The following is a 25602-nucleotide window of genomic DNA, read 5'->3' as shown; positions in this document are numbered from 1 at the left end:
GCAAGTATATGATTGTTTCTTCTTCACTCTTTCTTTTCGGACAAAATATAGGCTACGACCGTAATGCGTCCGTTATTACATAAAAGAAAAATGCCTATTAAAAGACATATGTGTCTTTGAAGCACTCACCTTATATACTTTCTGTAATAAATTCTATCATCTTCTTTGCCATATTTCAAGTCTGTTTAGGAAATTGTAATTTTATAAATCAACAAAGGTCTGCCTACAGCATTCTGCTGCGAGGACGTCGCAACTTCAGCGTAACCTGCATCTACCAGTTTTTTCAAAATCCGTCGTGCTGATCGATCGGTAACCTTTAATAACTCAGCTAGCTTCTTTGAATCTATAAGATTCGTATCCAATTTCTTCGTCAAATTAGTCAGCTTAGAAATATACGTCGTACTTAATCCTGTCTCCCGTGCTACTCTTTGAAGCTCTTTTTCTAAGGAAGCACTTTCGTAGGCCAAAGCATTTTTATCCCCAATGGGACCGACCACTCTTTTCTTCGCATCCACAATATAGTAGGCATTTCCCTTCTCTTGACGAGATCGTTTCAAGGCGGTTCTTGCATTAAAATCTGCATCAAAAGCAGTGTGTCCAAAGCCCACTCCTGCATAGAGACGAATATTTTCCTTTTCGGTGTCCGTAATGATTTTTAAAAAGGCTTCTTTCCCCATCGAACTGTCAATCGCACCTCGCGTACTGATAATGGTGTACTGATCATTTTGATTCTGTGTTACGGTTCCCTGAATTACGGGCAGGTAATCAATCAGCATTCTTTCGAAGACATTTCGCTTGCGTAAGGCTTCATATTCATAACGATTATAATCTTGTTTCGCTTCAATTGTAATCATTTGAACCGCCAACTGAGATTTCTTCATTTCTTGATTTTCAATCCGTGCGATCAAACGATCGAGTGAATTTCGAATAATGGGCGCAGTTACTCCAAGGCGGACCACCGGAACATTCGCTTCTCGCAATTGGTCGTAAATCCATCCATAACTAGTGATTGCCATATCAATTTCACCTGCAGCCCAAAGCTTCTTATGCTCAATCATCAGTTCTTCTTCGATCTGTTCAGGATTATAAGGAAAAAGATAACTTTCTTCAAATTGCAGTTCCAATTCTTCGCAAACATCCTGAAAAAGGTCTTCTCCCACGACATCCATACTAATCCGCTTCGGCCCTAGTTCTTGTTGTTGCATATCCCAAAAGGTTTTGATAATGCAAGAACCATCACGGGTGATAAACTCCACAGGGATCGAGAGAATATTTAATTTTTTAGAGATATTCACAAATCCAAGACCGGTGAAAATCAGACCATCCGCCACTTCCTCGCAGCGATTCAAGACCTCATCACAATAATCACAAAGGCCAACGGCAAAAGGAAGAAAGTCATGCTCTCCATATGATATTTTTCCAATACGATGAACTTTTTCAACTGAGTCCTTTGCTCCAACAATTGCAATTTTCATTCCATCACCCCGCTCTCCGAATATTCTGAACGTGCTTCTTTCATTATAGCATATGACTTTTACTTTTTTTTCTTTTCCGTCACCCAGTTTTCCCAAGGCAAAACCGCACACATATCCAAGAACGCCTTGGAAGTGACCTGGGCATCTTCCAAAGCACGATGGGCACGATCATTATGTAAGCCAAAATGGGATGTTAGGTCCGACAGCTTGGCACCAGGTGTTTCAATTCCCAACTCTCGCTTGTAACCGCGAAACATGCGCATGGTACAGACGTACTCGTATACCCCTTCCAAGTTTGCACGACTGAGCGCATTGTTTAAGAATCGAACATCAAAGGATGCGTTGTGTGCGACGATCATCTTGCCGCGTAAAAACTTAGCAAATCCTTCTATCACTTCATGCATTTTTGGCGCATCTTCCACCATCTCTGTATTGATTCCCGTAATTTGCGTAATCCTGCTCGAAATTGGTTTGCCAGGATTAATCAGGCTACTCCGTTCTGCCCTAATTTCTCCATTCTGAATCCATACATATCCAATTTCAATAATTTGATCTTCATTTCGAAGACCTGTCGTTTCAAAATCCAGTACAACAAAATCCATATTTTCACGTCTCCTAATTTTCATTGAACTGAATTATTATATCATTGAATGCTCGCCATGTCCTATCACTCTTAGCCAATCAACCACATTGAAGAGTCTGTTCAACCACTTGGAGTATAAAGAGTCAAAATGAAGATATTATGTTCTTTCTTTTTCCACAACGCTATCAATCAATAATAATTCTCCACGCGGAATTTCAATCAAACTCTTTAGCACTTTATTGGCGATCTCAAGATCCTTACAGCTAATTTCTTCAATTTGAGACATTTTTTCAAACATGGCCCGATAGTTAATTTCATCTAAGGCTTGATGGTAGTTGTACACAATAAGTCCCTTTTTCGTCAGAGTCAGAGCAATTTTTCGATTGTCTTCCTCTGTTCTGATTTTAGATATCAATCCCTTTTTCTCAAGTTTTCGAATCATCATGGACATGGCACTCTTTGTCCGATGAGTTTCTGCAGCCAATTCCAAGAGACTTTGATCCGGCTGGTCTCCTATTGCCTGAATGACATGGGCTTCCGAGATATACAATTCCTCTTCAATACCATAATAACGTGGTGTAGAATGATAGCTCTGGCTGATCCTCATATGGGTATTCAGATATTCCATAAAACTCGTGAACTCTTGCTTGACCAACGCAAATTCCTGCTCTATACTCATTCCAGTCTCCTTACTCCATGATTTTGAGTTTATCTTTTTTAGGATATCATACCTCTGGCTTCCATATCATCATTATCGATTCAATTCCATCGATTTGAATGATCCGATTCCATTGACAAACATATACTCTTTCTTTATTATATAGTTAAAGAGTTGAACTATCAATCTGTTGAACTAAAAAGGAGTGTCTACTATGTCAAGCTATAGCTTTGATCAAGTAATCGACAGGAGTCATACGGGTGCCGCTAAGACGTCTGCCGACTTAATCATGGATCATTTTAATCTAAACTATTTCGAAGATACCATTTCCATGTGGGTTGCCGATATGGATTTCGCTTGTCCACCAGCTGTCATAGACAGCATCAAAAATCGTGCCGACCGCTTAATCATCGGATATACCAAGCCAAGCGACACCTACCAAAACAGCATTATTAACTGGTATGATCGCCGCCATGGCATGAAAATTCAAAAAGACTGGCTGGTCTTCAGCAATGGCACGGTTTCTGCCGTTCGAAACAGCTTGCGCGCCTTTACAAAAGAAGGCAACGGCGTTATTATTCAGCCGCCTATCTACTATCCCTTTAAGCGAGAGATCCAAGAAACTAAGCGAAATGTTCTTGAAAATCATCTGATCAAAGACGACAACAACCAGTATCGAATCGACTTTGAAGACTTTGAGGAGAAATGCAAGGATCCAAACACCACGATGTTCATCTATTGCAATCCCCACAATCCGGTTGGACAAATTTGGTCAACAGAAGATACGACTAAATTGATTGCCATCTGCCAAGCCAATGATGTACTTTTCTTTTCCGATGAAATCCATTGCGATTTAATACGAGAAGGACAACGCTTTGAGTCAGCTCTCAACCTAACAAACTATAAAAATCTGATTGTTGCAACTGCCGTCAACAAAACCTTTAACGTAGCTGGTTTGCATATCACAAACCTTGTCATACCAAATGAAGAGCTTCGTGAAAAGTTAACGGGCTTTACTGGATCCATTGGCCTTTCACCCTTTGCCATGGAAGCTACCATCGCAGCCTACGATCAATCAGAGGATTGGCTTGTCGAACTCAACAAGGTTCTCGACAACAATCTTTCCTATATGGATACATTCATTCAAAATAAACTGCCAAAAATCAAGTTCAACAAACCCGCCGGCACCTACCTGACTTGGCTTGACTTCAGCGCATATGGCATTCAAGAAAGTGAACTACTCAGCCTGATTGCGGATGAGGCCCATTTAATACTGGAAGGCGGTTCCATGTTCGGCCAAGCTGGAACTGGATTTATTCGCATGAATATTTCCTGCCCCAAACATATTCTTGTTGAAGCATTAAACCGGCTCGAAAATACTTTTTCAAATCTTTAAAGAGTATGGTAATTGTTCTTAAAACAGATAGAGAACGCTGAAAAATCGATAACCGTGTTTTGAAGAATTGTTGAAAATATAAAGAAATTATCAAACAGTAAAAAATGGAGACTTGAATCAACATTCAAGTCTCCATTTCTATGCCTTCTCTATATTTATCGTCTACGCTTGAGCTTTTTTGAAAGTAAAGGAATGCCCGTCCCCACCCAGATCATCATCGTCATATATCGAAGCAAATCGCCAAATACGGCATGAACAAACACATGCTTGCCCGCCACAAGAATAACGCCCACGCCAATAACGCCAAAAATCAACATGATTCCTTTAGAAGAAACCGATCCTTTTGGCTGATACTGTATCCACTTCTGATTGGCAATCATGCTGAGGGTCAAACCCGTTAATAATCCCAATAGTTTCATGTAATCTTCTGAGTAAAAGAAAAATACGCCCATCCATGCTAGTGCTAGCACCAAGAGTCCCCGCCCGATCAATTGATTTTCAATTTTCGGGTACATGTTCTGCATGAATGCGACCCAGCCAATTCCAATCACTACAGCCGCACCAACATCCAAAGGCCAATGAACCCCTAAATATAGCCTTGAAACCGCAACCCCAATAATCACAATGATACTTGACCCTGTAAATACTGGTTTTTGAATCTGATTCCGCAACCACCAAAAGACCATGGTTACCGTTTGCGTATGTCCGCTGGGAAAAGACTTGCCGGTTGCTGTTTCCACCCGCAAAGATCGAACCCCTTCAAGTCCAATGGGCCTAGAGACATCAAAGATCTCTTTTAGGGTGACATTAATCAAAAGACCCGTTAATAGCATATAGGCATATTCATATCCTTTTCGGGCATTGATACACCACAGCAGGCCCGCTCCGATCAAAATAGCCACATACTCTTCACCAAAAAAGGTCAAGCCTTGAAAAAAAACATCAAAAAATGGATTGCTGATTGATTGAATTGCCTTGATCATTTCCAATTGCATTGACTAGTCTCCCCTAATTCGTCTTCTGGCTTTCCTTTCGTTACATAGGCATCAATGGCGGCAGCCACTTTTTTAGAAAACATGACCGCTTCCACTACCGTTTTTGCACCGGTCACCACATCTCCAGAGGCAAAAACACCATCCCGTGTTGTGCGTCCACATGCATCCGTTGAAACCAGACCGGTCTTCCCAATCTTGATTCCCGTTGAGTTGGCAACAATATTCGACTTTGGTCCCTGACTAACGGCAATAATCACGGAATCAACTGGATAAAACTCCTCAGGTCCATCTACTTCTATCAGCTTTTCCTTGTCGTCAGTCATAACCTTCTCGGTTCGCTTATATCGAATTCCATCATCCGTGATTTCAGTCGGTGCCTTAAAGAATTCAAATTTTACGCCATCCAATTTTGCGTACTTAATTTCCTCTAAGGTAGCAGACATATCGTCCTCATCACGGCGATACATGACCGTGACTTCACGAACACCACGACGAATGGCAGTACGTGCCACATCCATGGCAACATTTCCTGCTCCGATGATACAAACCTTTTTACCCAAATCAAAACTCTCCGGGTTCTTTAAATAGTCTATGGCATAATGCACATGACCAAGACTCTCGCCTTTAATCCGCATAGGATTTGGCTTCCAAACACCGGTTCCGATAAAGATCGCCTGATAACCGTCCCGGAATAAAACATCCACCGTAATCACCGGTCCGACCAAGGTGTTGGGGCGAATCTTGACGCCCATGCTCAGCAATTGATCTTTCAATCGTTCCAAAATGTCCTTGGGCAATCGAAAGGCCGGAATTCCATATTGCAATACACCACCGATCTTGTCCTTTGCCTCAAAGATCGTAATATCGTATCCTCTCGCCGCCAATAAAAAGGCTAACGTAATGCCCGCAGGCCCCGATCCAATAATTGCAATTTTTTTGCTTCGATCAGTTGCCGGTTTTTCATGAATCCGATTCAAATAATAATCAGAAATATAGTGTTCCACACTACTCCAATGAATTGGGCTACTTTTTTTCCCCAAGATACAATTCCCTTCACAGAATTTTTCATGCGGACAAACCAAAGAGCAGACAATGGAAAGCGGATTATTTAAAAATAACAATTCCCCAGCTTCTTCAATCTGACCATCCAACAGCAAATGGATCGCTTCATTGACAGGTGTCTCGACGGGACATGCCTGTTTGCATTTCGGATTTTTACATTGCAAGCATCGCTTGGCTTCTTCAATAATATGCGGCGCCATCTTATCCTCCTGAATCCATGATAAAAAACTGTTTTCTTCATGGTTTTATGGATAAGTGTATCATTATTTAGCCAAAAATAAAAGATATCTACCGCCTTTACCTTGCCCATTCCGGTCTCTTTACTTGCGATTCTGCCACCTTGGGCACATAGGGTTTGATATCAAGGACAGCAGTCCCATCAACAGCATCTAACCCCAGCACAAGCAAATACTCGTCTCCAACCTCCAAAATTTTGGCAACTGTAAGCCCAATTCCATTGGGGCGATGGTTGCTTCTCCTAGAAAATATACCAACGATTGGGTTAACTTGATTCCTCCTTGGTTTCCCCAAAAGTTCAGATTCGATATCAAAGCTCGCTTGATCCAGGAAAAACAAAATCTCAGCATGAGAAAATTCTTCAAGACCCTTCAAACCGCCTTTATACGCCGACTTCAAAACGATTTTTGACTCTTCCCGATCCCAATCATGTTTATGAATGTCGTGAATTCCATTTTCCACACTTCCAATCGCTATAAATTCCATTTATTCCCTCCTGATCCTATTTTTTTACACCCTCAGATCATTGACCCACCAACCTTTCAATGACTTGAAGCAAGGTCCTGAAGTTTTCATGATAAGATCCCATTATTCCTTTTCATCTTGCCTTAGAGTTCAAGACAGCAATCTACCCAGTAGAGGAATCAACCGCTCATACGTTTGCAAACCTTCAATCGTCTCTGTCACTTGGTGCTTTGCCAATTCAATTTCCATTTCTTCAGCCACTTCCATTCCATTACATCGCTTAATATTATAAACCAGCCATTCCAGTTTATTTCTGTATCCGAAATCCAATATCGCATCCAAGTCTCCCTGAAGAACGCCACCAGCTTCCAAATAACTTTCCACAAAAGAAATAAATTTCACTTGATCAAATTCCAAAATTTCGGCGCCAGACCAGTACAAAGCAATCTCCATCAACTCGGACATTGGATTCACCCATCCCACAGACTCCCAATCAATCACAATGGGATTTTGATCCGCATCCCAGAGTATATTCTTACAATCCAGGTCGCGGTGGCTAATCACTTGATCTGCTTGCACCTTCTGCGATACAAGGTAGGCTTTCTCATCCCAAATTTTCAATTGCGGTAAATATGACTCAAACAAGTTCCGGCACTCCTCATCATCAGTTAAAAAGGAGTCCCATTCAATTTTCTCCATATCCCTTTGCGGTTCCTGTACGCTTAGTGGAAATCGACTCGAAAGCTGATGCAAGTCTGCTAAAATCTTACCGACTTTGACGCAATGCTCCACCCCTACTCTTTCAGCAGAAATCGTCTGAGCCTGACTCCATGGAAAAATCATAAAATACGCATCGCCGATTTGATGAACAAGCTCGCTCTCTCCAATTGCTGTAATTCCCGGAATTCCATTTTGTACAGCAGCTCTTGCCACAAGCTCTGAATACACAAGATGTTCAACTACATGAGTGCGTTTCATGATCGTTGGATTTAATTGTTTTACCGCATACATCCCCTGCTCAGTTTCTACCCTTAGCATTTTATGTAAAAGACCGCCATAAACTCGTTCTGGTTGACTCACGATCTTCCCTAATATCAATTGATCAAATAAAGACTGAAGCTTTGTTGCCATCTTATTTCCTCCTTCAAGCATTCATTCGAATAATTCTGATAATTTATGTTACAATGGTTCTATTCTTTCACCCTAAAATTGTAACTACACAAAGGAGGATCAAGCATGAAAAAAATATGTCTTCTGCTAGCAAACGGCTTTGAAATGTCGGAAGCCAGTGTATTCACCGATGTTTTTGGCTGGAACCAAACCGATGGTAATGGCCAAACCGAATTGATTACCGTCGGCATGCACGAAAAACTAAAATGTACTTGGAATTTCACCGTTGTTCCAGAAATGCAACTTAAAGACCTCAATGTCTCAGAATTCGACGCCTTAGCCATCCCCGGTGGATTTGAAGAAGCCGGCTTCTATGAAGATGCCTTTCATCCTGACTTTCTCAAAACTATTCAGAACTTCCACAATCAAAAAAAACCGATCGCTTCCATTCGTGTAGGGGCACTTCCTCTTGGAAAAAGTGGCATCCTAAAAGGTGTGCATGCAACAACCTATCATTTGAGTAATGGGATTCGCCAGAAACAATTGGCCGCATTTGGCGCAATCCTTCAATCAAACAAACCCATTGTAGTGGATCAAAACATCATCACCTCATATAATCCATCTACCGCTTTCGATGTTTCTTTTCTTCTTCTGGAAGTACTCACCAATCAAGAAAACACAAGCCATGTAAAAAAACAAATGGGATTCGTCTAATGTAATCGATGAAGCCTTGCCGACTCACTTTCATTCACAGAGGAATTCTCTTTTCTAAAACTCCTCTGTGTTTTAAATCTATATGATAATTTTTCATACGCATTTGTCGCCATTCAACCAAAATTTTATATGATTGCTCCTTCTCCAATGCTTATTCGAAAATATGGTAAAGTTGATACCCATGCTCTTCCCCTTGGTTGTCCGTAAGTATGACATAGACATCCACTTTTTGGGTTTCCACTATAGACTTCTTGAACACGTATTTCCCATGAATATCAATAAAATGATCACCTGCAGATCCAAGTTTGAAAGCTAGCACACCACTCTCTTCTTCGATTAAATTCCCCAAAGAATCTAGTCCTGAAATACCCCAATTTTCATCCTCGAGAAATTCGATGGTATCGAGCAAGACATCATTTGCATAGATCTCCCCGCGAATATTTACAATCTCTTTATTCCTAAAGTATTCACTGATAAAAGGATCCTTTTCAAAAACAGAATGAATGGTAATATCCATCCCAACACTCTCCAGCTTATTACTTTCATCCACTTTGACTTCCCAGCCAAAGCCTTCTACGTAAACAACGTCGTCCATCATTCGGCTCAGACGAACATCACCAAGAGACTCACTTCTCTTTAACTCTGTTGATTCTCCGACAACCGACAATTTATAGTCTCTACCTATGGGCAAATCTAAGTAATAGTTTAAAATCAAGTTTTTGCTTATTGTTTTTGTTACTTCAATTTGATCTTGAAAATCACCCTCTATAGCCTGAACGAAAATATAAATATTTTCATCGTTTTGAAGTTCATTAAATGTCACCTCGATATCCACACCCGCCGTCATCTCTTCTTTATTGTAGCCTACGGCTTGTGCCCGTGTTTTTCTCGTCCAGGTATGTTCAGCTGTAAATTCATTCAACGTCCTTGATACATTGCCATTTATATTATCCAACTCCCGGTCCAGTCTAAAAATAGAGTTATTCAGATTCGAAACGCTATTTTCAAGAGTTTGAAGTTTTGAAATTGTAACAAAATTTGTGGCTACTAGTAGTATAATCATGGCAATCAATAATTTATTTATTTTCATTTTACATATCCTCCTAGTTCTTACTATTACAGTATAACACTCTACTCTTGCTGTACTATGCATCGAAATCATTGGTTCATCACATTGTTCTCTTGCATACAATTGATTATACTAAAAATAAGAGAATCCAGGAGGTAGCTCATGCCACAAAAATCAAAACAACTTTTAGAAGAAAGTCAGATGAGACGAACGTATCGCAAATTTCTTAAGGAAGCCGTGAATATAGAAGTAATTAAGAATTGTATCATGACGGCTGCAACTGCCCCAAATGGTGCTGACAAGCAACCATGGCATTTCTGCGTGGTCACAGATCCCAATATGAAAGAAAAAATTCGAACAGAATCAGAAAAAATCGAAAAAACCTTTTATGAAAAAAAGATCAGTGACGAATGGCAAGCAGATTTAGAGAAACTGAATGTGACTTGGCAAAAGCCATTTTTAACAGAAGCCCCCTGCTTAATCGTAGTCTTCAAAGAGTTTTACAAAATATTGCCCGACGGCAGCAAGGACAAAAATTATTATGTGACAGAATCCGTGGGTCTTGCTACAGGGCTTTTAATCAATGCCCTGAGAAATACCGGATATGCCAGCTTCACCTACACACCCGCTCCACCGAACTTCCTGCGCACCTTGTTGAACCGGCCCGAGGGTGAAACAGCCATGATGATACTTTGTGTGGGCAAAGCAGATCCCAACTACGAGTTGCCAACGTTGAAGAAAAAACACTTGAATGAAATTGCAAGCTTCTTTTAATCAAGGTAAATTAATAAATGAACAACTTCTATTTACTTATACACTACTCAATCTATTGAAACGATAAAAAAAAAGGCTTGTCAGAAATTCTGACAAGCCCTACTTGTATTTATAGGGTTGAACCTAGTTTGTCCGCTGTAACCAATGCCGCATAAACCGAATCTGCTGTGACTTCAAAAGGCATATTATGAATAGTTTCGCCTTCCACAGAGGATGCGATTGCGACTTCTCGCAATTGTGCCTCAGTAACATTTTCTGCATTCAAATCTTTCAGGGTAATCGGCAAACCTACGCTTTTACAAAAATCAATCACTTCTTGAATTTCTTCTAATGGCGCATTTTCCAGTGCCAATTGTGCTAAGGTTCCAAAAGCAACCTTTTCTCCATGATAGAAATGATGACATTCTTCCAGCACAGTCAATCCGTTATGAATGGCATGAGCTGCAGCCAGGCCACCACTCTCAAAACCAATTCCACTCAAGTAGGTATTGGCTTCTACAATTTTCTCAACCGATGCATTGGATACCTTGCTTTCAGCCGCCATTTTTGCTTTTAATCCATCAGAAAGCAAAGTCTTATAGCACAATTCTGCCATAGCAAATGCACCTTCCGTTGGTTTTGCTCCCGCCATAGTCGAGGCATTTGACCGTGCTGTAGCACGTGCTTCAAAATAAGTTGCCAAGGCATCGCCCATACCGGAAACAAGCAACCGTACGGGTGCTGCTGCAATAATTTCTGTATCCATCAAAACAACCGTTGGATTCGTCGGCAATACCAGGTACTCGTCAAAAATACCGTCTTCTGTATATACCACGGATAATGCGCTACAAGGAGCGTCTGTTGATGCGATTGTTGGCACAATCATAACAGGGCGTTTCATATAATAACCGATCGCCTTTGCCGTATCCAACGTTTTACCACCGCCTATTCCAATAATCACTTCGGATTCCAACGCTTCTGCCATGGATTGCAAACGAGCAATTTCAATCTTTGAACACTCGCTATTAAATTTCTCAAATGCATATTTGCTTTCTGTATTTGCGAAGCTCTCTTTTACCATGTCTTTGGTCAAGCCCATAACAAAATCATCTGCAATCACGAATGCATGAGATCCATACACACGAGCGTAGTTTTCCAATTTTTTCAATTCCCCAGGCCCTTGAATATATTTTCCTGGACTAATTACAATCTTAGTAGCCATTTGAATTCCTCCTTTGATTTTATAGACTTATTGTAGCAAAAGAAAGATTGATACTTAATAGACAATATACTTCAGCTCTGATAAGATGTTGTTATTTTTTTAACAAGACACCTGCCTTCCTCTCTCTGAGTATCATTGAATCATTGCTCTTAAATTTCAATGTCTCTTCCCATCTACGAATATACTAAAGCTTATTCATTGTAACCGGCATGCCATTTCGATATACTATTCATAGCACAACAAGTAACGATAAAAGGAGATCCTTATGAATATCTTGCAACTTGCAATGGCTGTATTTATTTTCCTGGAACTGATGAACATCACCATGCTCTACTTCAAGCCGGGTTCTAAAATCGGTAATGGAATTGGTGTTTTTAATGCTTATGAAAAATCGAAGAATGATGAGGAGGTACATAACCTAATAAAATACCTGGTTTATTGGGTTGCAGGCACAAAACTAATCTTTATCGCCCTCCTTCTTGTCATCATCTTCACAACAACCTATACCACACAGCTTTTTGCTGTTGCCGTTCTGATCGCTTCAATTTTGTCTTTTTACTGGCGCTTGTATCCCATTATGAAAAGTATGGACGCAAAAAATCAGATCACGCCAAAAGGCTATTCAAAAACTTTAAATGCAATGATCGCCTTTTTTATCGGTGGTTTTACTCTTGCACTAATAGTCGCCTGGATCTAAAATAGGCACGATAAAACAAGGAAGTCCACGAAAACGGACTTCCTTCTTTCTACTTTCATTTTTCACTTTTTCTTATTTCCTTGCCTGTAAAATTGCATTCAGCTCTTTTCCAATCGCCTTTACTTTCTTAACGGCCTCTTTATCTTCATTGTATTCCAAAGGCCGATTCGTCTCTGCACACTCTTTTGTACAGAGACCTTGTCTCGCATATACATTCCCCGCTATGCACTCATGACCGAACCCACAATCATAGCATTGATAATTTCCGGGATTCGAAATGCTATCAACTATGGCCATTTTATTACTTTTCATCATCTTTTCGATATGAGAATAGGCAGCACCCTTTTCCGTGCGATCCAGTCCAATTGCAACAGCCAACTTACCAGCCAACAAAAATCGATCCTGATGTCGCAAGCAAAATGTCCGTTCCCAAAAGGCAAGGCCCAAGGCATTTAGGCTATTGTAGTAGTTGGGTCCAGCAAAGACCAAGGCATCTGCGTCCATTACCCTTTGAAGAACTTCCTGAAAATCATCTTGCTGTACACAAATATTATCCTTTGCGCACTGTAAGCAACCCAAACAGCCATTAATCTGTTTTCCAGCTAAACGAATGAGTTCTGTCTCTCCTTCGACTTCACTAAAAATATCCTGAATAAGCCTTGTTGAATAACTGTTCTTTCTTCCACTGCTGCTAATCCCAATAACTTTCATCTCATCCTCCACATTGCTAAATCCAATCTGTATGGGAAGCGGTTTGGTCTCCAACCACATCACCCGTATTCACAGTACCTGCTGGTTCAATGAGCATGACCTTACATTCTTCCTTGGCGCGCGGTCTATGCTTGACCCCTTTTGGAACAACAAATAGTTCTCCCGCTTTTATAAGCACGCTTGAATCCCGAAAATCGATCTGCATTTCACCCTCCACAACAAAAAACACTTCATCTGTTTCTTTGTGATCATGCCAAGTGAATTCCCCTTTGAACTTAGCCAATTTAAATTGATTCTCATTCATTTGCGCAATAATTTTTGGTGCCCAGTAGTCTGTCACCCTTGCAAACTTTTCTGCAATATTAATGGTTTCCGCCTTCATATCTACCCGCCCTCTTTCTCAATTTCATCGTTGTCTATAGCATATACGATAATGACGATCAAGGGATAAAAAAAACAGTGCCCCTTGATAACTGGCACTGTTTCCTTCAACCACTTCCCCATTCACTTAAATTGATTCGTATGAAACGACTTCTGATAATGGCTTACGATCCCTGTCATGCCGATTCGGACTCTTCTTCTCACCCTTTGCATATCCAATTACCAAAAGATTAATGGGCTGCAAATTGCTTGGTAGTTTGAATTCCTCTCTCAGCACATTGGGCTCAAACTTACAGATCCAAAGACTACCCAAACCTAGATCGGTTGCCTGCAACATCATATGATCCGTAACAATACTTGCATCAATTTCTTCTAGGGTCTTGTCATCATAGGGGCGCTTCCATGCCTTTTCTTTGTCACTGCATACAAGAATCGCCAGGGGTGCATCAAACGTATTTGCTGCCTTTCCAAGTTTCTCTAATCCTTCTTGGCTCTGTATCACAATCAAGTGTTGCGGCTGACGATTTCCACCTGTCGGTGCAACGTGCGCTGCTTGTAGAATCAACTTCAATTTATCTTCTTCTACCTTCTGCGGTGTATAGGACCGCACTGAATATCGCCTCTTAGCCAGTTCCAAAAAATTCATGACTTCCCTCCATTCAATTCATTCGCAAACCATGCTGCTCTATCAATATGTTATTTTCATTATATAGCACTTTTTCAAAGAACAATTAATTATGAATGATTCAATCATGATTTCTATTTCTTGAACGTTTCAATAAATATTTTCTCAATTACCCTTCTCAACAAAAGCTTTGATATCTACCAAATCCTTCATCAATTCTTTTTCCGTTGATTTTTTCATCATTCTGCCAAAAAGAGTATCCATCAACTTTCCACCTAGACTGACAGCCTCACTTTCAAATCCCATGGTTAAAAGGCAATGATCCTCTTTCTCTTCAATTGTAAAAGAGGAAATATAAATAGCACCATGGCTTTCCGCTCGCGTCTTGTAGCCTTTATTTTCCTCCACTTCCGTCACCCACATGACTTCAGTGGCTTCCTTACCAAACATAGTTCGGGTTTCTCGCCATTTAAAACCAATAAATCCAGTTTCAGGCTTCTCCAATACTTCGATCTTATGGATACCTGAAATCATTTGATGAGAATTCTCAATATCAGTCGTCGATTTCCAAATCGCTTCTTTCGATCCCTGTATTTCAACTTCAACAAATACTTTCATCTTTCCCTCCTTTTTTCATAATTATCCATATGATACCCAATTTTTTTATATTAAAAATCGACCTGAGATTATCCAGGTCGATTCCAATTCTAACCACCATCAATTGATTACTTCTCTATTTTTTCGCAAGCCGTAATATATCGGCTACGGATCGATCAATATCTTCGTAGGTCGTCTTATAGGAACTAACGCTGATCCGCATGACGATACTATCTTGCCAAGTTGATCCACCAAGCCAACATACACCTGAGTCTTGGATTTCTTTAATCAGCCGATTGGTCATTTCATCAGACTTGAATCGAACTAGGACTTGATTAAATACGACCTCATTTAAAATTTCAAGACCACCACATTCTAATTTTTTAGCAAAGTAAACGGCTTTTCTATGCAGTTCCCATACCAAGTCCGCTACGCCCTTCTTACCCAATCCCTTTAATGTTGCCCAAAGTTCAATCGCCCTGGCGCGTCTAGACATTTCGGCTGTATACAACATACCATCTCGATCTTCACTTAACTGGATATAGGAGCCAGCCATTTGCATGGATTGAATCAACATTTTTTCATGCCTGCATAGAATCACTCCGCTGTCATAGGGGGTGTTGAGTGTTTTGTGTCCATCCACTGACCACGAATCCGCTAGCTCCATTCCCTTGGTTAGATGATTAAATTGATCGTTCGCCGCTGCCCACAGTCCAAAGGCTCCATCGATATGAATATACGCCCCGGCTTCTTTTGCATCTTGACAAATTCTTTCAAAATCATCAAAGTCTCCGGTGCAGACATGACCCGCTTGCAAAATCAACAAGGTGTGATCGTCCATTTCTGGCAATTGATCGGCGCGCATACGCCCCTGCTCATCAACTGGAACGGTAATGACCCTTTCATTGCCCAAGCCAAGAATTGAAAGCGCCTTATACACCGTAGAATGAGCCCCTTGGCCCAATACAACTTTAATTGTTGGCGCATTGAAGAGCCCCTCTTTGAAGACTGGATATCCAGCCCGGTCCATGATCAGGTTTCTTCCCGTCGCTAAGCCAATCAATGTTGCCGTCGAACTACCGCTTACATAACCAGCAACGGTTTCCTTGGGAAGTTTCAATAGTTCTACCATCCACCGTTGAACCACGGTTTCTAATTTCGACGCAATGGGTGACATTAAATAGAGCCCAGAATTTTGGTCCCAGGTGTCTGATATCCATTTGGATGCAAGGGCTGAAGGCAAGATTCCACCCGTGACAAATCCAAAATATCGGCCACCAGTCGACGCGACCGTGGCCGGACTGCCAAACTGATGCAATTGCGTAATAATGTCTTTTGTCTCTTCCGGTTCATCCTTCAATGCCTCTTCAAAAGCTTGCAGATTTTTAAGATCTTGTATTCTTGGAAACACGGGTCTTTCATCGACCCCCTGCATATATTCCCAAGCATATCCATGCGCTAACTTTAGCTCTTCTTCCATTCCTTGATTTCGAATACTCTCCAAGATTGGACTCACATACTTCTCCATCATCAAACTCCTCCGGTTTCCTCTGACCCCTTACATTTTTCATGGTACAATCAGACTATATCATCCGAATATTTAGAAAACAATCTTATAATTGTATGTACGACAAAGCGAGGACGAAAATGATTGAGTATTATGGAAATACGATTACATGGGTTCCCCAACTTAAACCTTCAAAACTGGCGCTCTATAAGCAGGTCGCTAACTGCATTGAAAATGATATTCTCAGTGGTAACTTAACAGCCGGCTTCCAACTTCCGTCACAACGGATCATCGCGCACTATTTAAAGATCAATCACAGCACCATCACAAGAGCATACAAACTTTGTGAAGAAAAGGGATTAATTAAAGGTATTACAGGAAAGGGCACCTTTGTCAGCAGCACCGCCGGAATCCCAGAAGACGTCTTATCCGAACATCGGACTGATCTCATCGATATGGGCCAAACCCTACCTCTTTATGAGATGAACCCAATCATCGAGAGTCACTTGAAAAAGATTCTCCCTTTGATCGATTATGATTTGATTTTGCGCTACGCACCACCAGAAGGACATGCCAAGCACCGTTACATCGCGGCGGAATGGTTGAATAAAATAGGTTTTCATTCGAACCTAGATACTCTCTTAATTACAGCAGGAACACAAAATGCCCTTTCCGTCATTCTAGCGGCAACATTTAAAAAAGGAGACCGCCTCCTTGTGGATCAGTTCACCTATACGGGGCTGAAAGGTTTGGCCAAATTATTTGGCATTATTCTGGTACCCGTTAGTGGTGATTTGACTGGAATAAACATTGAAGACTTAGTACGCTGTTGCAGACGAGAAAACCCCAAGGGGATCTATTTGATTCCCGATTACCACAATCCCACAAGCGTCACTTTATCTTTCCAAAAACGAAGAGAAATCAGTCAAATTATTAAAAAGTATGACTTACTTCTGATCGAAGACGGCGCCTTCACCTTCTGTGTGGACGAAAAATTTTCCGCTATCAGCACCCTAGTACCGGAGAATGCTTTCTATATCTACGGGACCTCAAAATCCTTAACACCTGGCTTGCGAATTTCATTCTTGCTTGCGCCAAAACCCTATTTCAACAAGCTGAAACTTACCCTTAATCATCTAACCTGGATGGCTTCTCCCTATACTGCGGAGATTTTAACCCTGCTTATAAAAACATCCGCCTATGAATCCATTCTCAAGGAAAAACAAAACCGGCTTAAAGATAGAAATGCGCTTTTCGATACCATGATGCAAGCCTATTCCTTTTCGCCCTCAACTTATGGCCTATTTCGTTATATTAGCCTACCAAAAAGTTGGAACGACATCGCCATTGAAAGACGATGCCTTGAAAAAGGACTTCAAGTGTTTGCTTCTAAACGATTTGCTGTAAGTGCTAATTCTGTTCATTCTGGGCTTCGCATTTCGATTTGCGCCCCAAAAACATGGACGGAACTCAAAAACGGTTTACTCATTCTACTGGAAGTGCTAGACACATACGCGGTTGACTCTGAGTTGCTGGTATAAATGCAGAACAAGACCAAAGTCAAAAAGATCCCTAGTCTTTATCACCAGGGATCTTAAGCACTTTAGTTATTATTTTTCTTTCAAGTACAAGGCATTCAAATCTAAATTATAGTCAATTATGTCTTGACTCGGATCCACGTAAATATTCATATGATTGAATACCATCAAAATTGAAAGCTCAGGTGTCTCCATACGATAACTCATTTCTTCAAATGCTTTCGCTTCATAGGCTCCCGGCCTTGAACGGACAATCTCTGCTGTCTCATCCATAAACGCTCTCAAGTCTTCTTCTAGAATCAATGCATCATCTATCCAAATCTTTATACTCGGTACGCTATTTCGCTCTCCCATAATCCATTCAACTCGATAGCTTCCATTATTTCCTTCTACCGTCTGTATCCGAGACGGACCTTGGTAATCTTTTTCCAGATAGATTGCCCAGTCATATTCACTGATATCAATGCTAGCACCAGGCATGGTCAAATACATACCCATGGTCTCTCGATCTGGAATTGGATAATCATCTTCAACACCCTTCCACGTCTGCTCAAAGCCCATCTTCGATTCAAAAACATCTCGATTACTCAAGTCCTCATCAAACCATTCCGGCAGGTTCACATGGTCTTCATAAGCTAAAAAATTCACACCTTCCGTTATGGCAATCTTCACCTCTTCAGAAGGTTCAACCTCCGCTGGAATCAGCTGATTATCCACAAGCATCCCCTCGTTTACAAGTGATGTCTGTAATCGACTCAATTGGATTTTTCCTGGCAAAATATGACCGCCAATCCAAGGTGAAACAGAGACCACTGCCATGATGCAAATTAAAGCAGCAATTTTAGGATATGCCCCTTCCTTTTTCATCAACAATAAAATGCCAGAGGCAAGTGCTGTGAGTAAAACCAAAGCAAAATAGTATTCTTGCGATCGTAATCCTTCCACATTTAACTGAAGAATCAGTGCCCAAAGCCCAAAAACAAGAATCACCAATAAGGCAATGGGATATATTCGATGATAAAATCGTGCGATATCGGTCTCTTTTTTTGCAATCATCATGGTCAGCCAGATCCCGCCGATGGAATAACTACTTACAATTCCAAACAGTCGGCTAAAACTTGGCCAGTCTCCCGTTACAATTGTTTTTACTGCCCAAGAAAGCAAAACAATCGTTAAGATCAGTAGAATTGGCACCATGATAAATTCAAATAAAACTTCGATAAATCGCGGCTGTTTTTGCGCTACTTCTCGATGGGCATCCTGACTACTCTTCCTGAAATCAGGAAAATATCCGACAAAGATAGCGAAGGCAACAAATCCGATCAATGCAGCCAACACCATATAGACCTTGCTAGACATATTACGATATAGAAGTGCTTGTATCGATCCTGTGATCCCTGATGCACCAGCCATCATCACACCACCATAAAGGGCTGCGATCAAAATTGCTTTCTGCGTCATAAAAAGCGATGAAGCAAAATCCGACTTAGCTTTGGGTTTACCCGCAAAATAGATAAAGCCAATAAAACTGATAAAAATCGCAACGGAGATTCGTGCAGATGCCAAAGTTGAAACACGCTGAACCAGCAAATCACTGACTCTGGGTTCTGCTGCTCCAAAAAAGGTTAAAAGCAAAAAAGCAACAAGACCGACAATCGCTCCCCCTAAGTTTGCCGCAAGAAACATTTTCTTCTCATTATACCGCACCTGAACCATGGCAATAGCTGCAAGACCAAATACTGCACTCATTGAAAAAGCCAAATGCAGACAATTGAATAAAAAGTTATAAGGTTCTTGCTGGGGCCAATCCATCCAAATGCGAACCAATGTGACTAGTGTAAATCCCAAGGCACTTGCCAAGACAACTGGAAATGTTTGAAAGGTAAGAAAGGCTCTTTGCAAGCTCTTTGTAATCGATTCTCTTATCGTACTCATTTTTTCCTCCTTGCCTAACTGATCATCTATCTCTAGCCAACTGATCAACTAAGTCTTATTTATTTATACCCTTTGTACCCATATTCCGTTTCAATTTTCTATTCTGCTATTTTTGATAAAAAAGGGCACCTCTCCACTGAAAAGGCGCCCACCACTTGAATCAAAACATTTTCGTATTGTTCTCACCATACAAAGCCATCCGTTCAACCCTTCTCCACAAAATTCTAACTAAGTATGGAGACAATCCCGCAAGCTCTTCTCGTCCAAAATTTTAAAGGAAGCCTTGTAAAAATCAATCAGCCCTTCCTCCTTCATCCTGATCATTTCCCGCGATAAAGAAGGTCTAGAAACGTTCAAAAATTCCGCCATCTCCTTGCGATTCAATGAGATGGTAAAATAAGCCTTCCCAGATTCATGCATCTGCTCAAGCAAATAGGTGCTGATTTTTCTTCGGATCCCCTTAATGGATAAATAATCGATTTTCCGATTTAGCTGAACACCCTTTTTTGTTACGATTTTTAACATATTCTGAATGAGTCGCTTATGACCACTGCACAACTTTGCACAGGTACCCAGCACTTGCCCTGGCGTCAAGAAAAGAATCTTACTATCTTTTGATGCCATCACAGAAATACTCAACTGATCGTTACCTGAAAAGGCAAGCATCTCGCCAAACCCTCCGTTTTGCCTAACTTTCCCGATAATCACTCTATCACCCGCTTCGTTTTCTTTGAGAATTGTCACTTCCCCTTTCATCACGATGCCGATTCTTCTGATTCCGTCCTTTTCGATGCTGATATGCTCGTTTTTCTTATATTCGCTTATCCTTGGATTCAGGCAGTTCATAAGCCGATCAATCTCCGACTCTTCAATACCCTCGAAAATCTCGAATCCCTTCAGCATCTTACTCCATTTAAGATAGGTAATCTCTTCCATAGCCATCACCCCAACCATCTGTTTTTTCTTTATTATACCATGACAAGAAAACCAGATTCCGTATGTAGGCGTTTGTCTTATTCCGTCTATCTTTTATTCAGAAATGCATGGCTTTATTTTTTGAGAATTCTAGCCGTTGTTCCCTTCGAGAAAGATGATTGCGTCGCAAAACATTATAAATACCTGACTCGCCAAGCTGAATACCCTCAGCTTTCAATTCATAGTAAATTCGTTTCGGTCCATCGGCAGGATATCTTGCCACATAAGCCAAAATCTCTTGCTCAATTGCGGAAGGTAGCTGATTGGGCTTTTGTGGTTTCTTCGGTTCTTTTGCATGCAATCCAACCATGCCATGCTTCTGATAAGCTCGCTTCCACTTATAGAACGCCGTTCCTCCTTTACATGTTTATATATTATGCTCCGCCCCTTAAAAGGAGTTATTTGTTTTTCACTTCAGCAACGATATTTTTATAAGCATTGATATACACCGACGTGTCCGTATTAATAGCTACACCCTGAAATCCATTGGCAAAATGCATTTTTGCTCCTTGAGTATTTCCTGAAAAAATAAATGCTGGAATCTCTGCAGCCTTGCATGCTTTTACAATACGTTCCAAAGCTTTTATAAAGAGAGGATGATCGAACTGTGCAATCATACCCATGCTAATAGACAGATCATAAGGGCCAACAAAAATACCATCCACTCCGTCCATAGCGGCAATGGTCTCGATGTTTTCCAAACATCCCACCGTTTCACATTGAGGAATCAACATGGTTTCTTGGTTGCAGGTTGAAAAGTATCCCGGTACTTCTCTGGCTATAATGTCATAGCCATATCCTGCCACACGGCCTAAGAAAAATCCACGATTCCCCACTGGCGCATATTTCCCATGATTCACAATCTCTTTTACTTCTTCAACCGTATGAATATTTGGGATAACCAACCCCTTTGCTCCCACATCTAGCATCTTTAGAATCGAAGAACGTTCATGATTCTTCACGCGCACCATGGGTGTGATCCCATGCAGTTCCGCTACACGGATATATTCCATGGCGCTTTCTACATCAAAGGGGCCATGTTCAGTATCGATAATCATAAAATCCAATCCCGTCAGTCCAAGACACTCAATAGCAGCGGTTCCGCCGATTTCAAAAAAGGTTCCCACCACACTCTTGCCGCTATTCAATTTTGCCTTCAATGCATTTTCCATTTTTTTGCCCCCTTCGATTTTCATTATTTTATTTTTTCTAATTGACGATCCAGAAATTCATTATTGCTTTAAGTATAACAGAATTTCCCTTCTCTTTTCCTACCGAAAACGACTCTCTCATTCAAGAGAGAGTCGCATGTATTCGCTTCAATTTTATCTCACTAAATTTCGCCTTCCATCGGTCTACTCTTGATTGATTTTAATAAAGAGCTTTTCGTAATCCTCTATACTCATTGGCTTTGGATTGCTGCCATTGGATCCATTTTTCTCGGACAATTCCGCCAGCATGTGGAAATCCTTTGGCTCTACGCCCAAAGATTGAAACTTTGGAAGACCAATTTCTGTAGAAATGTCCCGAATCCATTCGATTCCCTTTTCCGCTGCTTTTTTGTCATCACTCTCCACAATACCCAATGCTCTTGCCACTCTCGCATATTTGTACAAAGCGAATGGCAGGCATTCTGTCATCATATGCGGCAGAATAATCGCATTGCATAGTCCATGGGGCTTATCAAAAACACTACCTAGGGCTTCGGCCATGCAATGCACCCCAGCCACATCCGCGTGGCTGAAAGAAAGACCCGCCAATAAACTTCCCATCATCATCCCATCCCGCGCTTCTTGGTCACTCCCGACCTTTACAGCGCGAACGATGTACTTTCCGATATACTCGACGGCATAGAGTCCCAACGCCTCTGCGATCGGCTCTGTGCACGTTGCCGTATAGCCTTCAATCGCATGAGTCAATGCGTCAATCCCTGTTGCTGCCGTAATGGCAGGCGGTAGGGTATAAGTCAACTCTGGGTCAATCAATGCAACCTTCGCCGCAATATACGGACTCTTGACTGTAAACTTATAATTCTCTTTTGTGTCCGTAATTACAGAGGAGAAGGTCACTTCGCTTCCCGTTCCCGCCGTTGTTGGAATCGCAATCATTGGCAGACAATCCGCCCCAATGGGTTTTGTCGCATAGTCTCGAATGACACCGCCTTGTCTCGCCAATACAGCAATCCCTTTTGCAGCATCAATGGGGCTTCCACCTCCAATGGCAAGCAAAACATCCACATCCTCTTTGGCAGCAAGTTCCGCACCTGCTTGGATATTGTAATCCTTTGGATTGGCTTCAATCTCGCTAAAGACGATCACTTCCTTGTCTTCTCCAACAAAGGCCAATACCTTTTCCAAGATTTTCGCTTGGATAATTCCCGGATCGCAAACAACCAGTATCTTCTTCGCCGAAATCTGATTCAGTTCTTGATCCAATTCTTGAATCACACCATTTCCATATCTAATTGCGGATGGCAAAACAAAATTAAAACTCATGAGAATTTCTCCTTTTTGTATAATTATACACTTGTTTGAAAATATTTTCATCTATCTATTTTCAGCTTGTTCGTATATACTACCATCAAATGACTGCAAAACTAAATAGGGAGGCGCTTGTGAAATTAGCCATATACGATTTTGACGGTACCATCTTTGAAAAGGAAACTCTTCCCTTTATTGTGAAATATTGGGGTGCTAATGGCTATTCCAAAGTTCGACTCGTAAAATTTTATGCGCTCGTATTCAAACTAGTCGCAAGCTACAAACTCAAACTAGATCCCTCTATGGATAAGGAGCATTTCAGAGCAAGGGCAGCAAAACTTTTTATGATCCTTTTTGAAGGCATGACAAAAAAAGAAATTGCTCAGTTTTTTGGCGATTGTACAAACGAAATTGTCAATCACTTCAATCAAGATGTCATCAAAAGCATCAAGGAGAAAAAAAACCAAGGTTTCCACACCGTTATCTGTTCAGGAGCAAATACCCTCCTATTAAATGAAGTTGGCAAACATCTAGCGATCGATACCATTATCGGTACAGAACTTGCTTTTCTGGATGATCAAACCTATGATTTTGACGCACCCTTGATAATCGTAACGGGTACAAACAAGCCGAAAGCTCTTTTACAAACTTTTCAGAATATAGAAATCGATTGGAAGAACAGTTACGCTTACGGTGACAGTTACTATGATCACGACATTCTGAATTTGACAGGCAATCCAGTTGCAGTCAATCCCGATGAAAAATTGCGTAAGATCGCCTTGGAAAAAGGCTGGCCCATCCTATAAAAACAATACAAATAAAAAAAAGCAATGATTGAAACCCTATCTTCAGACTTCAGTCATTGCTTTTTGTATGCCTATCATTCTTGCTTTTCCAATAGGACCGTCGAAGAACCTTCAACACATTCCTCCAATTTATTTTTTTGAATTAAGAACAAAGCAAGACCCGTTAAGATGACTGCAATACCAATACCCTGCTGTACAGTAATGCCCTCATCCAAGATCAGAAAGGCAAGAATGCAGGTTCCTATGGTCTCTCCTAAGATACTCATTGAGATCACAGAAGTGCTCAACCATTTCAGGAGCCAATTGAAACTCATCTGTCCAAATATCGTTGCAATACAGGCTAATCCAAAGAAAGCTTGCCAGGTTTGCAGCGAATAATTCGTAAATGATACCTCTTGGCTGATCGCATAGATTCCCAAAAACACCGAACTACAAACATATCCCAAAAAGGAATATGGAATCACAGACAAATTTTTCCGCAAGTGCTGTCCAATAAAAAAGTAGACCGTAATCATTCCAGCCGCAACAAAGGCGAGAACATCACCAAAAAGTGCTTGACCACCGACTTGGAAATCTCCCCAGCCAATGATAAAGCTGCCAACAATGGCAATCAAAAATCCAATAATCGCACCCCGGCTGAAGCGCTCCTTAAATACAAAAAAACCGCCAACAATGGCAAAAAGCGGTTGTAAGGTTACAATGACCGTTGAACTCGCCACTGATGTGAACCGCAGAGACTCAAACCATAAGACATAATGCATGGACAAAAATAACCCCGATAAAATTCCAAATCCCCATTGCTTCTTAGAAAGTGAAAGCAATTCTCTTCGATTCTCTTCCTTTAACAAAGCAAAGGGCAGAAGAATCAAGGCCGTGATAAACAACCGATAGAAGGCTGTGATAGATGACGGTGCATTCGCCAGTCGCACAAAAATGGCCGATGTGGATAAGGCTGCAACACCCAGAAACAAAACAAGATACGAAGCCATCTTTGATTTCAATTATAGCCCTCCTTTCTTACAGAATCTAAATTCAACAAATGTTATAAATCAAGCTGCAGATCATTCCATTCAGCACCGCCGTGGTTCGAATCTGAAACGCCCAAATTCTTATATCCAAAGCTCTCATAAAATGCCACCAAATGCGACTTGCAGGTCAACAAGACCGCCGCTTTCTTTTCTTCTCGAGCAAAGTCTATAAATCGATTCATCAAGGCTCTTGCATAACCATTTCCACGATAATCTGGCATCACATCCAATCCATAGACCATCAAATGCTTACCAGAATTCTTGTGCCATTTCATAGATTCGTAAAATTTGTCCTCAATAATTGGCGAATCACTGCAGGCGCCATTGATAAATCCAATCGCTTGGCCATCTATCTCTGCTAGGAAAAATCCCTTTGTATAGGCTGTCAGCCTTTCTTCCATAGACTCTCTCTCCGCTGCTTCCGCAGCAGGAAAACACTCCGCTTCAATAGCAACAACTACATCGAGATCTGCTATAGTTGCATTCCGTATCATTGGTTCACCCATAACCCACACCTCTTTTTCTTTCCAGTATATCAAAAAAGAAAGCCTCTTTTTCAAGAAACTTTCTACATTTTAGTTTT

The 25602-nt window shown here is 41.0% G+C and carries 26 protein-coding genes and 1 pseudogene; 6 read left to right on the top strand and 21 right to left on the bottom strand.

Annotation, left to right across the window (positions count from 1 at the left end; all coding sequences use genetic code 11):
• Window positions 1–185: 185 nt before the first annotated feature.
• The 3 genes from AC25CA_RS01185 to AC25CA_RS01175 form a co-directional block, all read right to left on the bottom strand.
• On the bottom strand, window positions 186–1475 hold the full coding sequence (locus tag AC25CA_RS01185; protein WP_486815211.1) for a helix-turn-helix domain-containing protein: 1290 nt from the start codon (window positions 1473–1475) through the stop codon (window positions 186–188).
• Between the two features lie 59 nt (window positions 1476–1534).
• The gene (locus tag AC25CA_RS01180) at window positions 1535–2077 is read right to left on the bottom strand and encodes a 3'-5' exonuclease (RefSeq protein WP_486815210.1); all 543 of its coding nucleotides are present in this window, start codon (window positions 2075–2077) and stop codon (window positions 1535–1537) included.
• A 138-nt stretch (window positions 2078–2215) separates the two neighbouring features.
• Entirely contained in the window at window positions 2216–2737 is a 522-nt protein-coding gene (locus tag AC25CA_RS01175; protein WP_486815209.1) for a MarR family winged helix-turn-helix transcriptional regulator, read from the bottom strand.
• Window positions 2738–2930: 193 nt separating this feature from the next.
• Between AC25CA_RS01175 and AC25CA_RS01170 the strand changes: the two genes are divergently transcribed.
• Complete coding sequence (locus AC25CA_RS01170) at window positions 2931–4112, top strand: MalY/PatB family protein (RefSeq protein WP_486815208.1); 1182 nt, start codon at window positions 2931–2933, stop codon at window positions 4110–4112.
• Between the two features lie 155 nt (window positions 4113–4267).
• Here AC25CA_RS01170 and AC25CA_RS01165 read toward each other — a convergent pair whose 3' ends face one another.
• The 4 genes from AC25CA_RS01165 to AC25CA_RS01150 all read right to left on the bottom strand — a co-directional run bounded on the left by AC25CA_RS01165 (window position 4268) and on the right by AC25CA_RS01150 (window position 8002).
• Window positions 4268–5107, bottom strand: coding sequence for a phosphatase PAP2 family protein (locus AC25CA_RS01165; protein ID WP_486815207.1), 840 nt, complete (start codon window positions 5105–5107; stop codon window positions 4268–4270).
• Window positions 5092–6369 carry an NAD(P)-dependent oxidoreductase gene (locus AC25CA_RS01160; protein ID WP_486815206.1) on the bottom strand — a complete coding sequence of 426 codons (1278 nt, stop codon included), beginning with the start codon at window positions 6367–6369 and terminating at the stop codon, window positions 5092–5094. Before AC25CA_RS01160 ends, AC25CA_RS01165 begins: the two co-directional genes overlap by 16 nt.
• Window positions 6370–6466: 97 nt before the next feature.
• The gene (locus AC25CA_RS01155; protein WP_486815205.1) at window positions 6467–6892 is read right to left on the bottom strand and encodes an SAM-dependent methyltransferase; all 426 of its coding nucleotides are present in this window, start codon (window positions 6890–6892) and stop codon (window positions 6467–6469) included.
• Window positions 6893–7021: 129 nt separating this feature from the next.
• The gene (locus AC25CA_RS01150; RefSeq protein ID WP_486815204.1) at window positions 7022–8002 is read right to left on the bottom strand and encodes a phosphotransferase; all 981 of its coding nucleotides are present in this window, start codon (window positions 8000–8002) and stop codon (window positions 7022–7024) included.
• 105 nt (window positions 8003–8107) lie between these two features.
• Here AC25CA_RS01150 and AC25CA_RS01145 point away from each other — a divergent pair, with 105 nt between their 5' ends.
• Window positions 8108–8695, top strand: coding sequence for a DJ-1/PfpI family protein (locus tag AC25CA_RS01145; protein WP_486815203.1), 588 nt, complete (start codon window positions 8108–8110; stop codon window positions 8693–8695).
• A 151-nt stretch (window positions 8696–8846) separates the two neighbouring features.
• Here the strand turns inward: AC25CA_RS01145 and AC25CA_RS01140 are convergent, their stop codons facing one another.
• Complete coding sequence (locus AC25CA_RS01140; RefSeq protein WP_486815202.1) at window positions 8847–9785, bottom strand: hypothetical protein; 939 nt, start codon at window positions 9783–9785, stop codon at window positions 8847–8849.
• Window positions 9786–9926: 141 nt separating this feature from the next.
• Between AC25CA_RS01140 and AC25CA_RS01135 the strand changes: the two genes are divergently transcribed.
• Complete coding sequence (locus AC25CA_RS01135) at window positions 9927–10538, top strand: nitroreductase family protein (RefSeq protein WP_486815201.1); 612 nt, start codon at window positions 9927–9929, stop codon at window positions 10536–10538.
• Window positions 10539–10647: 109 nt separating this feature from the next.
• Here AC25CA_RS01135 and AC25CA_RS01130 read toward each other — a convergent pair whose 3' ends face one another.
• A complete protein-coding gene (locus AC25CA_RS01130) occupies window positions 10648–11739 on the bottom strand; it encodes a glycerol dehydrogenase (RefSeq protein ID WP_486815200.1) in 1092 nt (363 codons plus the stop codon).
• 265 nt (window positions 11740–12004) lie between these two features.
• Here AC25CA_RS01130 and AC25CA_RS01125 point away from each other — a divergent pair, with 265 nt between their 5' ends.
• Window positions 12005–12436: a hypothetical protein gene (locus AC25CA_RS01125; RefSeq protein ID WP_486815199.1), complete on the top strand. Its 432-nt coding sequence runs from the start codon at window positions 12005–12007 to the stop codon at window positions 12434–12436.
• Between the two features lie 72 nt (window positions 12437–12508).
• On the opposite strand, the gene AC25CA_RS01120 is transcribed toward AC25CA_RS01125, so the two are convergent.
• The 5 genes from AC25CA_RS01120 to AC25CA_RS01100 all read right to left on the bottom strand — a co-directional run bounded on the left by AC25CA_RS01120 (window position 12509) and on the right by AC25CA_RS01100 (window position 16281).
• The gene (locus AC25CA_RS01120; protein ID WP_486815198.1) at window positions 12509–13147 is read right to left on the bottom strand and encodes a flavodoxin family protein; all 639 of its coding nucleotides are present in this window, start codon (window positions 13145–13147) and stop codon (window positions 12509–12511) included.
• A 16-nt stretch (window positions 13148–13163) separates the two neighbouring features.
• Window positions 13164–13529, bottom strand: a complete 366-nt coding sequence (locus tag AC25CA_RS01115; protein ID WP_486815197.1) for a cupin domain-containing protein — start codon at window positions 13527–13529, stop codon at window positions 13164–13166.
• 126 nt (window positions 13530–13655) lie between these two features.
• Entirely contained in the window at window positions 13656–14174 is a 519-nt protein-coding gene (locus tag AC25CA_RS01110) for a nitroreductase family protein (protein WP_486815196.1), read from the bottom strand.
• Window positions 14175–14318: 144 nt separating this feature from the next.
• A complete protein-coding gene (locus tag AC25CA_RS01105) occupies window positions 14319–14771 on the bottom strand; it encodes an SRPBCC family protein (RefSeq protein WP_486815195.1) in 453 nt (150 codons plus the stop codon).
• Between the two features lie 115 nt (window positions 14772–14886).
• Window positions 14887–16281: a pyridoxal phosphate-dependent decarboxylase family protein gene (locus AC25CA_RS01100; protein WP_486815194.1), complete on the bottom strand. Its 1395-nt coding sequence runs from the start codon at window positions 16279–16281 to the stop codon at window positions 14887–14889.
• Between the two features lie 116 nt (window positions 16282–16397).
• On the opposite strand from AC25CA_RS01100, the gene AC25CA_RS01095 reads away from it, so the two are divergent.
• On the top strand, window positions 16398–17798 hold the full coding sequence (locus tag AC25CA_RS01095) for an aminotransferase-like domain-containing protein (RefSeq protein ID WP_486815193.1): 1401 nt from the start codon (window positions 16398–16400) through the stop codon (window positions 17796–17798).
• Between the two features lie 69 nt (window positions 17799–17867).
• On the opposite strand, the gene AC25CA_RS01090 is transcribed toward AC25CA_RS01095, so the two are convergent.
• The 5 genes and pseudogenes from AC25CA_RS01090 to AC25CA_RS01070 form a co-directional block, all read right to left on the bottom strand.
• Entirely contained in the window at window positions 17868–19730 is a 1863-nt protein-coding gene (locus AC25CA_RS01090) for a hypothetical protein (protein ID WP_486815192.1), read from the bottom strand.
• A gap of 228 nt (window positions 19731–19958) precedes the next feature.
• Window positions 19959–20666 carry a Crp/Fnr family transcriptional regulator gene (locus tag AC25CA_RS01085; protein ID WP_486815191.1) on the bottom strand — a complete coding sequence of 236 codons (708 nt, stop codon included), beginning with the start codon at window positions 20664–20666 and terminating at the stop codon, window positions 19959–19961.
• Between the two features lie 97 nt (window positions 20667–20763).
• Window positions 20764–21039 (bottom strand): annotated as a pseudogene (locus tag AC25CA_RS01080) (hypothetical protein); the annotation flags it as partial.
• Between the two features lie 64 nt (window positions 21040–21103).
• Complete coding sequence (locus AC25CA_RS01075; RefSeq protein ID WP_486815190.1) at window positions 21104–21877, bottom strand: HpcH/HpaI aldolase family protein; 774 nt, start codon at window positions 21875–21877, stop codon at window positions 21104–21106.
• 183 nt (window positions 21878–22060) lie between these two features.
• Entirely contained in the window at window positions 22061–23200 is a 1140-nt protein-coding gene (locus AC25CA_RS01070; RefSeq protein ID WP_486815189.1) for an iron-containing alcohol dehydrogenase, read from the bottom strand.
• Between the two features lie 119 nt (window positions 23201–23319).
• Between AC25CA_RS01070 and AC25CA_RS01065 the strand changes: the two genes are divergently transcribed.
• On the top strand, window positions 23320–23991 hold the full coding sequence (locus AC25CA_RS01065) for an HAD family hydrolase (RefSeq protein WP_486815188.1): 672 nt from the start codon (window positions 23320–23322) through the stop codon (window positions 23989–23991).
• A gap of 74 nt (window positions 23992–24065) precedes the next feature.
• Here the strand turns inward: AC25CA_RS01065 and AC25CA_RS01060 are convergent, their stop codons facing one another.
• Window positions 24066–24992: a DMT family transporter gene (locus AC25CA_RS01060; protein ID WP_486815187.1), complete on the bottom strand. Its 927-nt coding sequence runs from the start codon at window positions 24990–24992 to the stop codon at window positions 24066–24068.
• Window positions 24993–25033: 41 nt separating this feature from the next.
• On the bottom strand, window positions 25034–25525 hold the full coding sequence (locus tag AC25CA_RS01055) for a GNAT family N-acetyltransferase (RefSeq protein WP_486815186.1): 492 nt from the start codon (window positions 25523–25525) through the stop codon (window positions 25034–25036).
• Window positions 25526–25602 lie beyond the last annotated feature (77 nt).

This window comes from Gottschalkiaceae bacterium SANA (assembly GCA_036323355.1).
Lineage (GTDB): Bacteria > Bacillota > Clostridia > Tissierellales > GPF-1 > GPF-1.
This window is presented reverse-complemented; position numbering and strand designations above follow the sequence as displayed.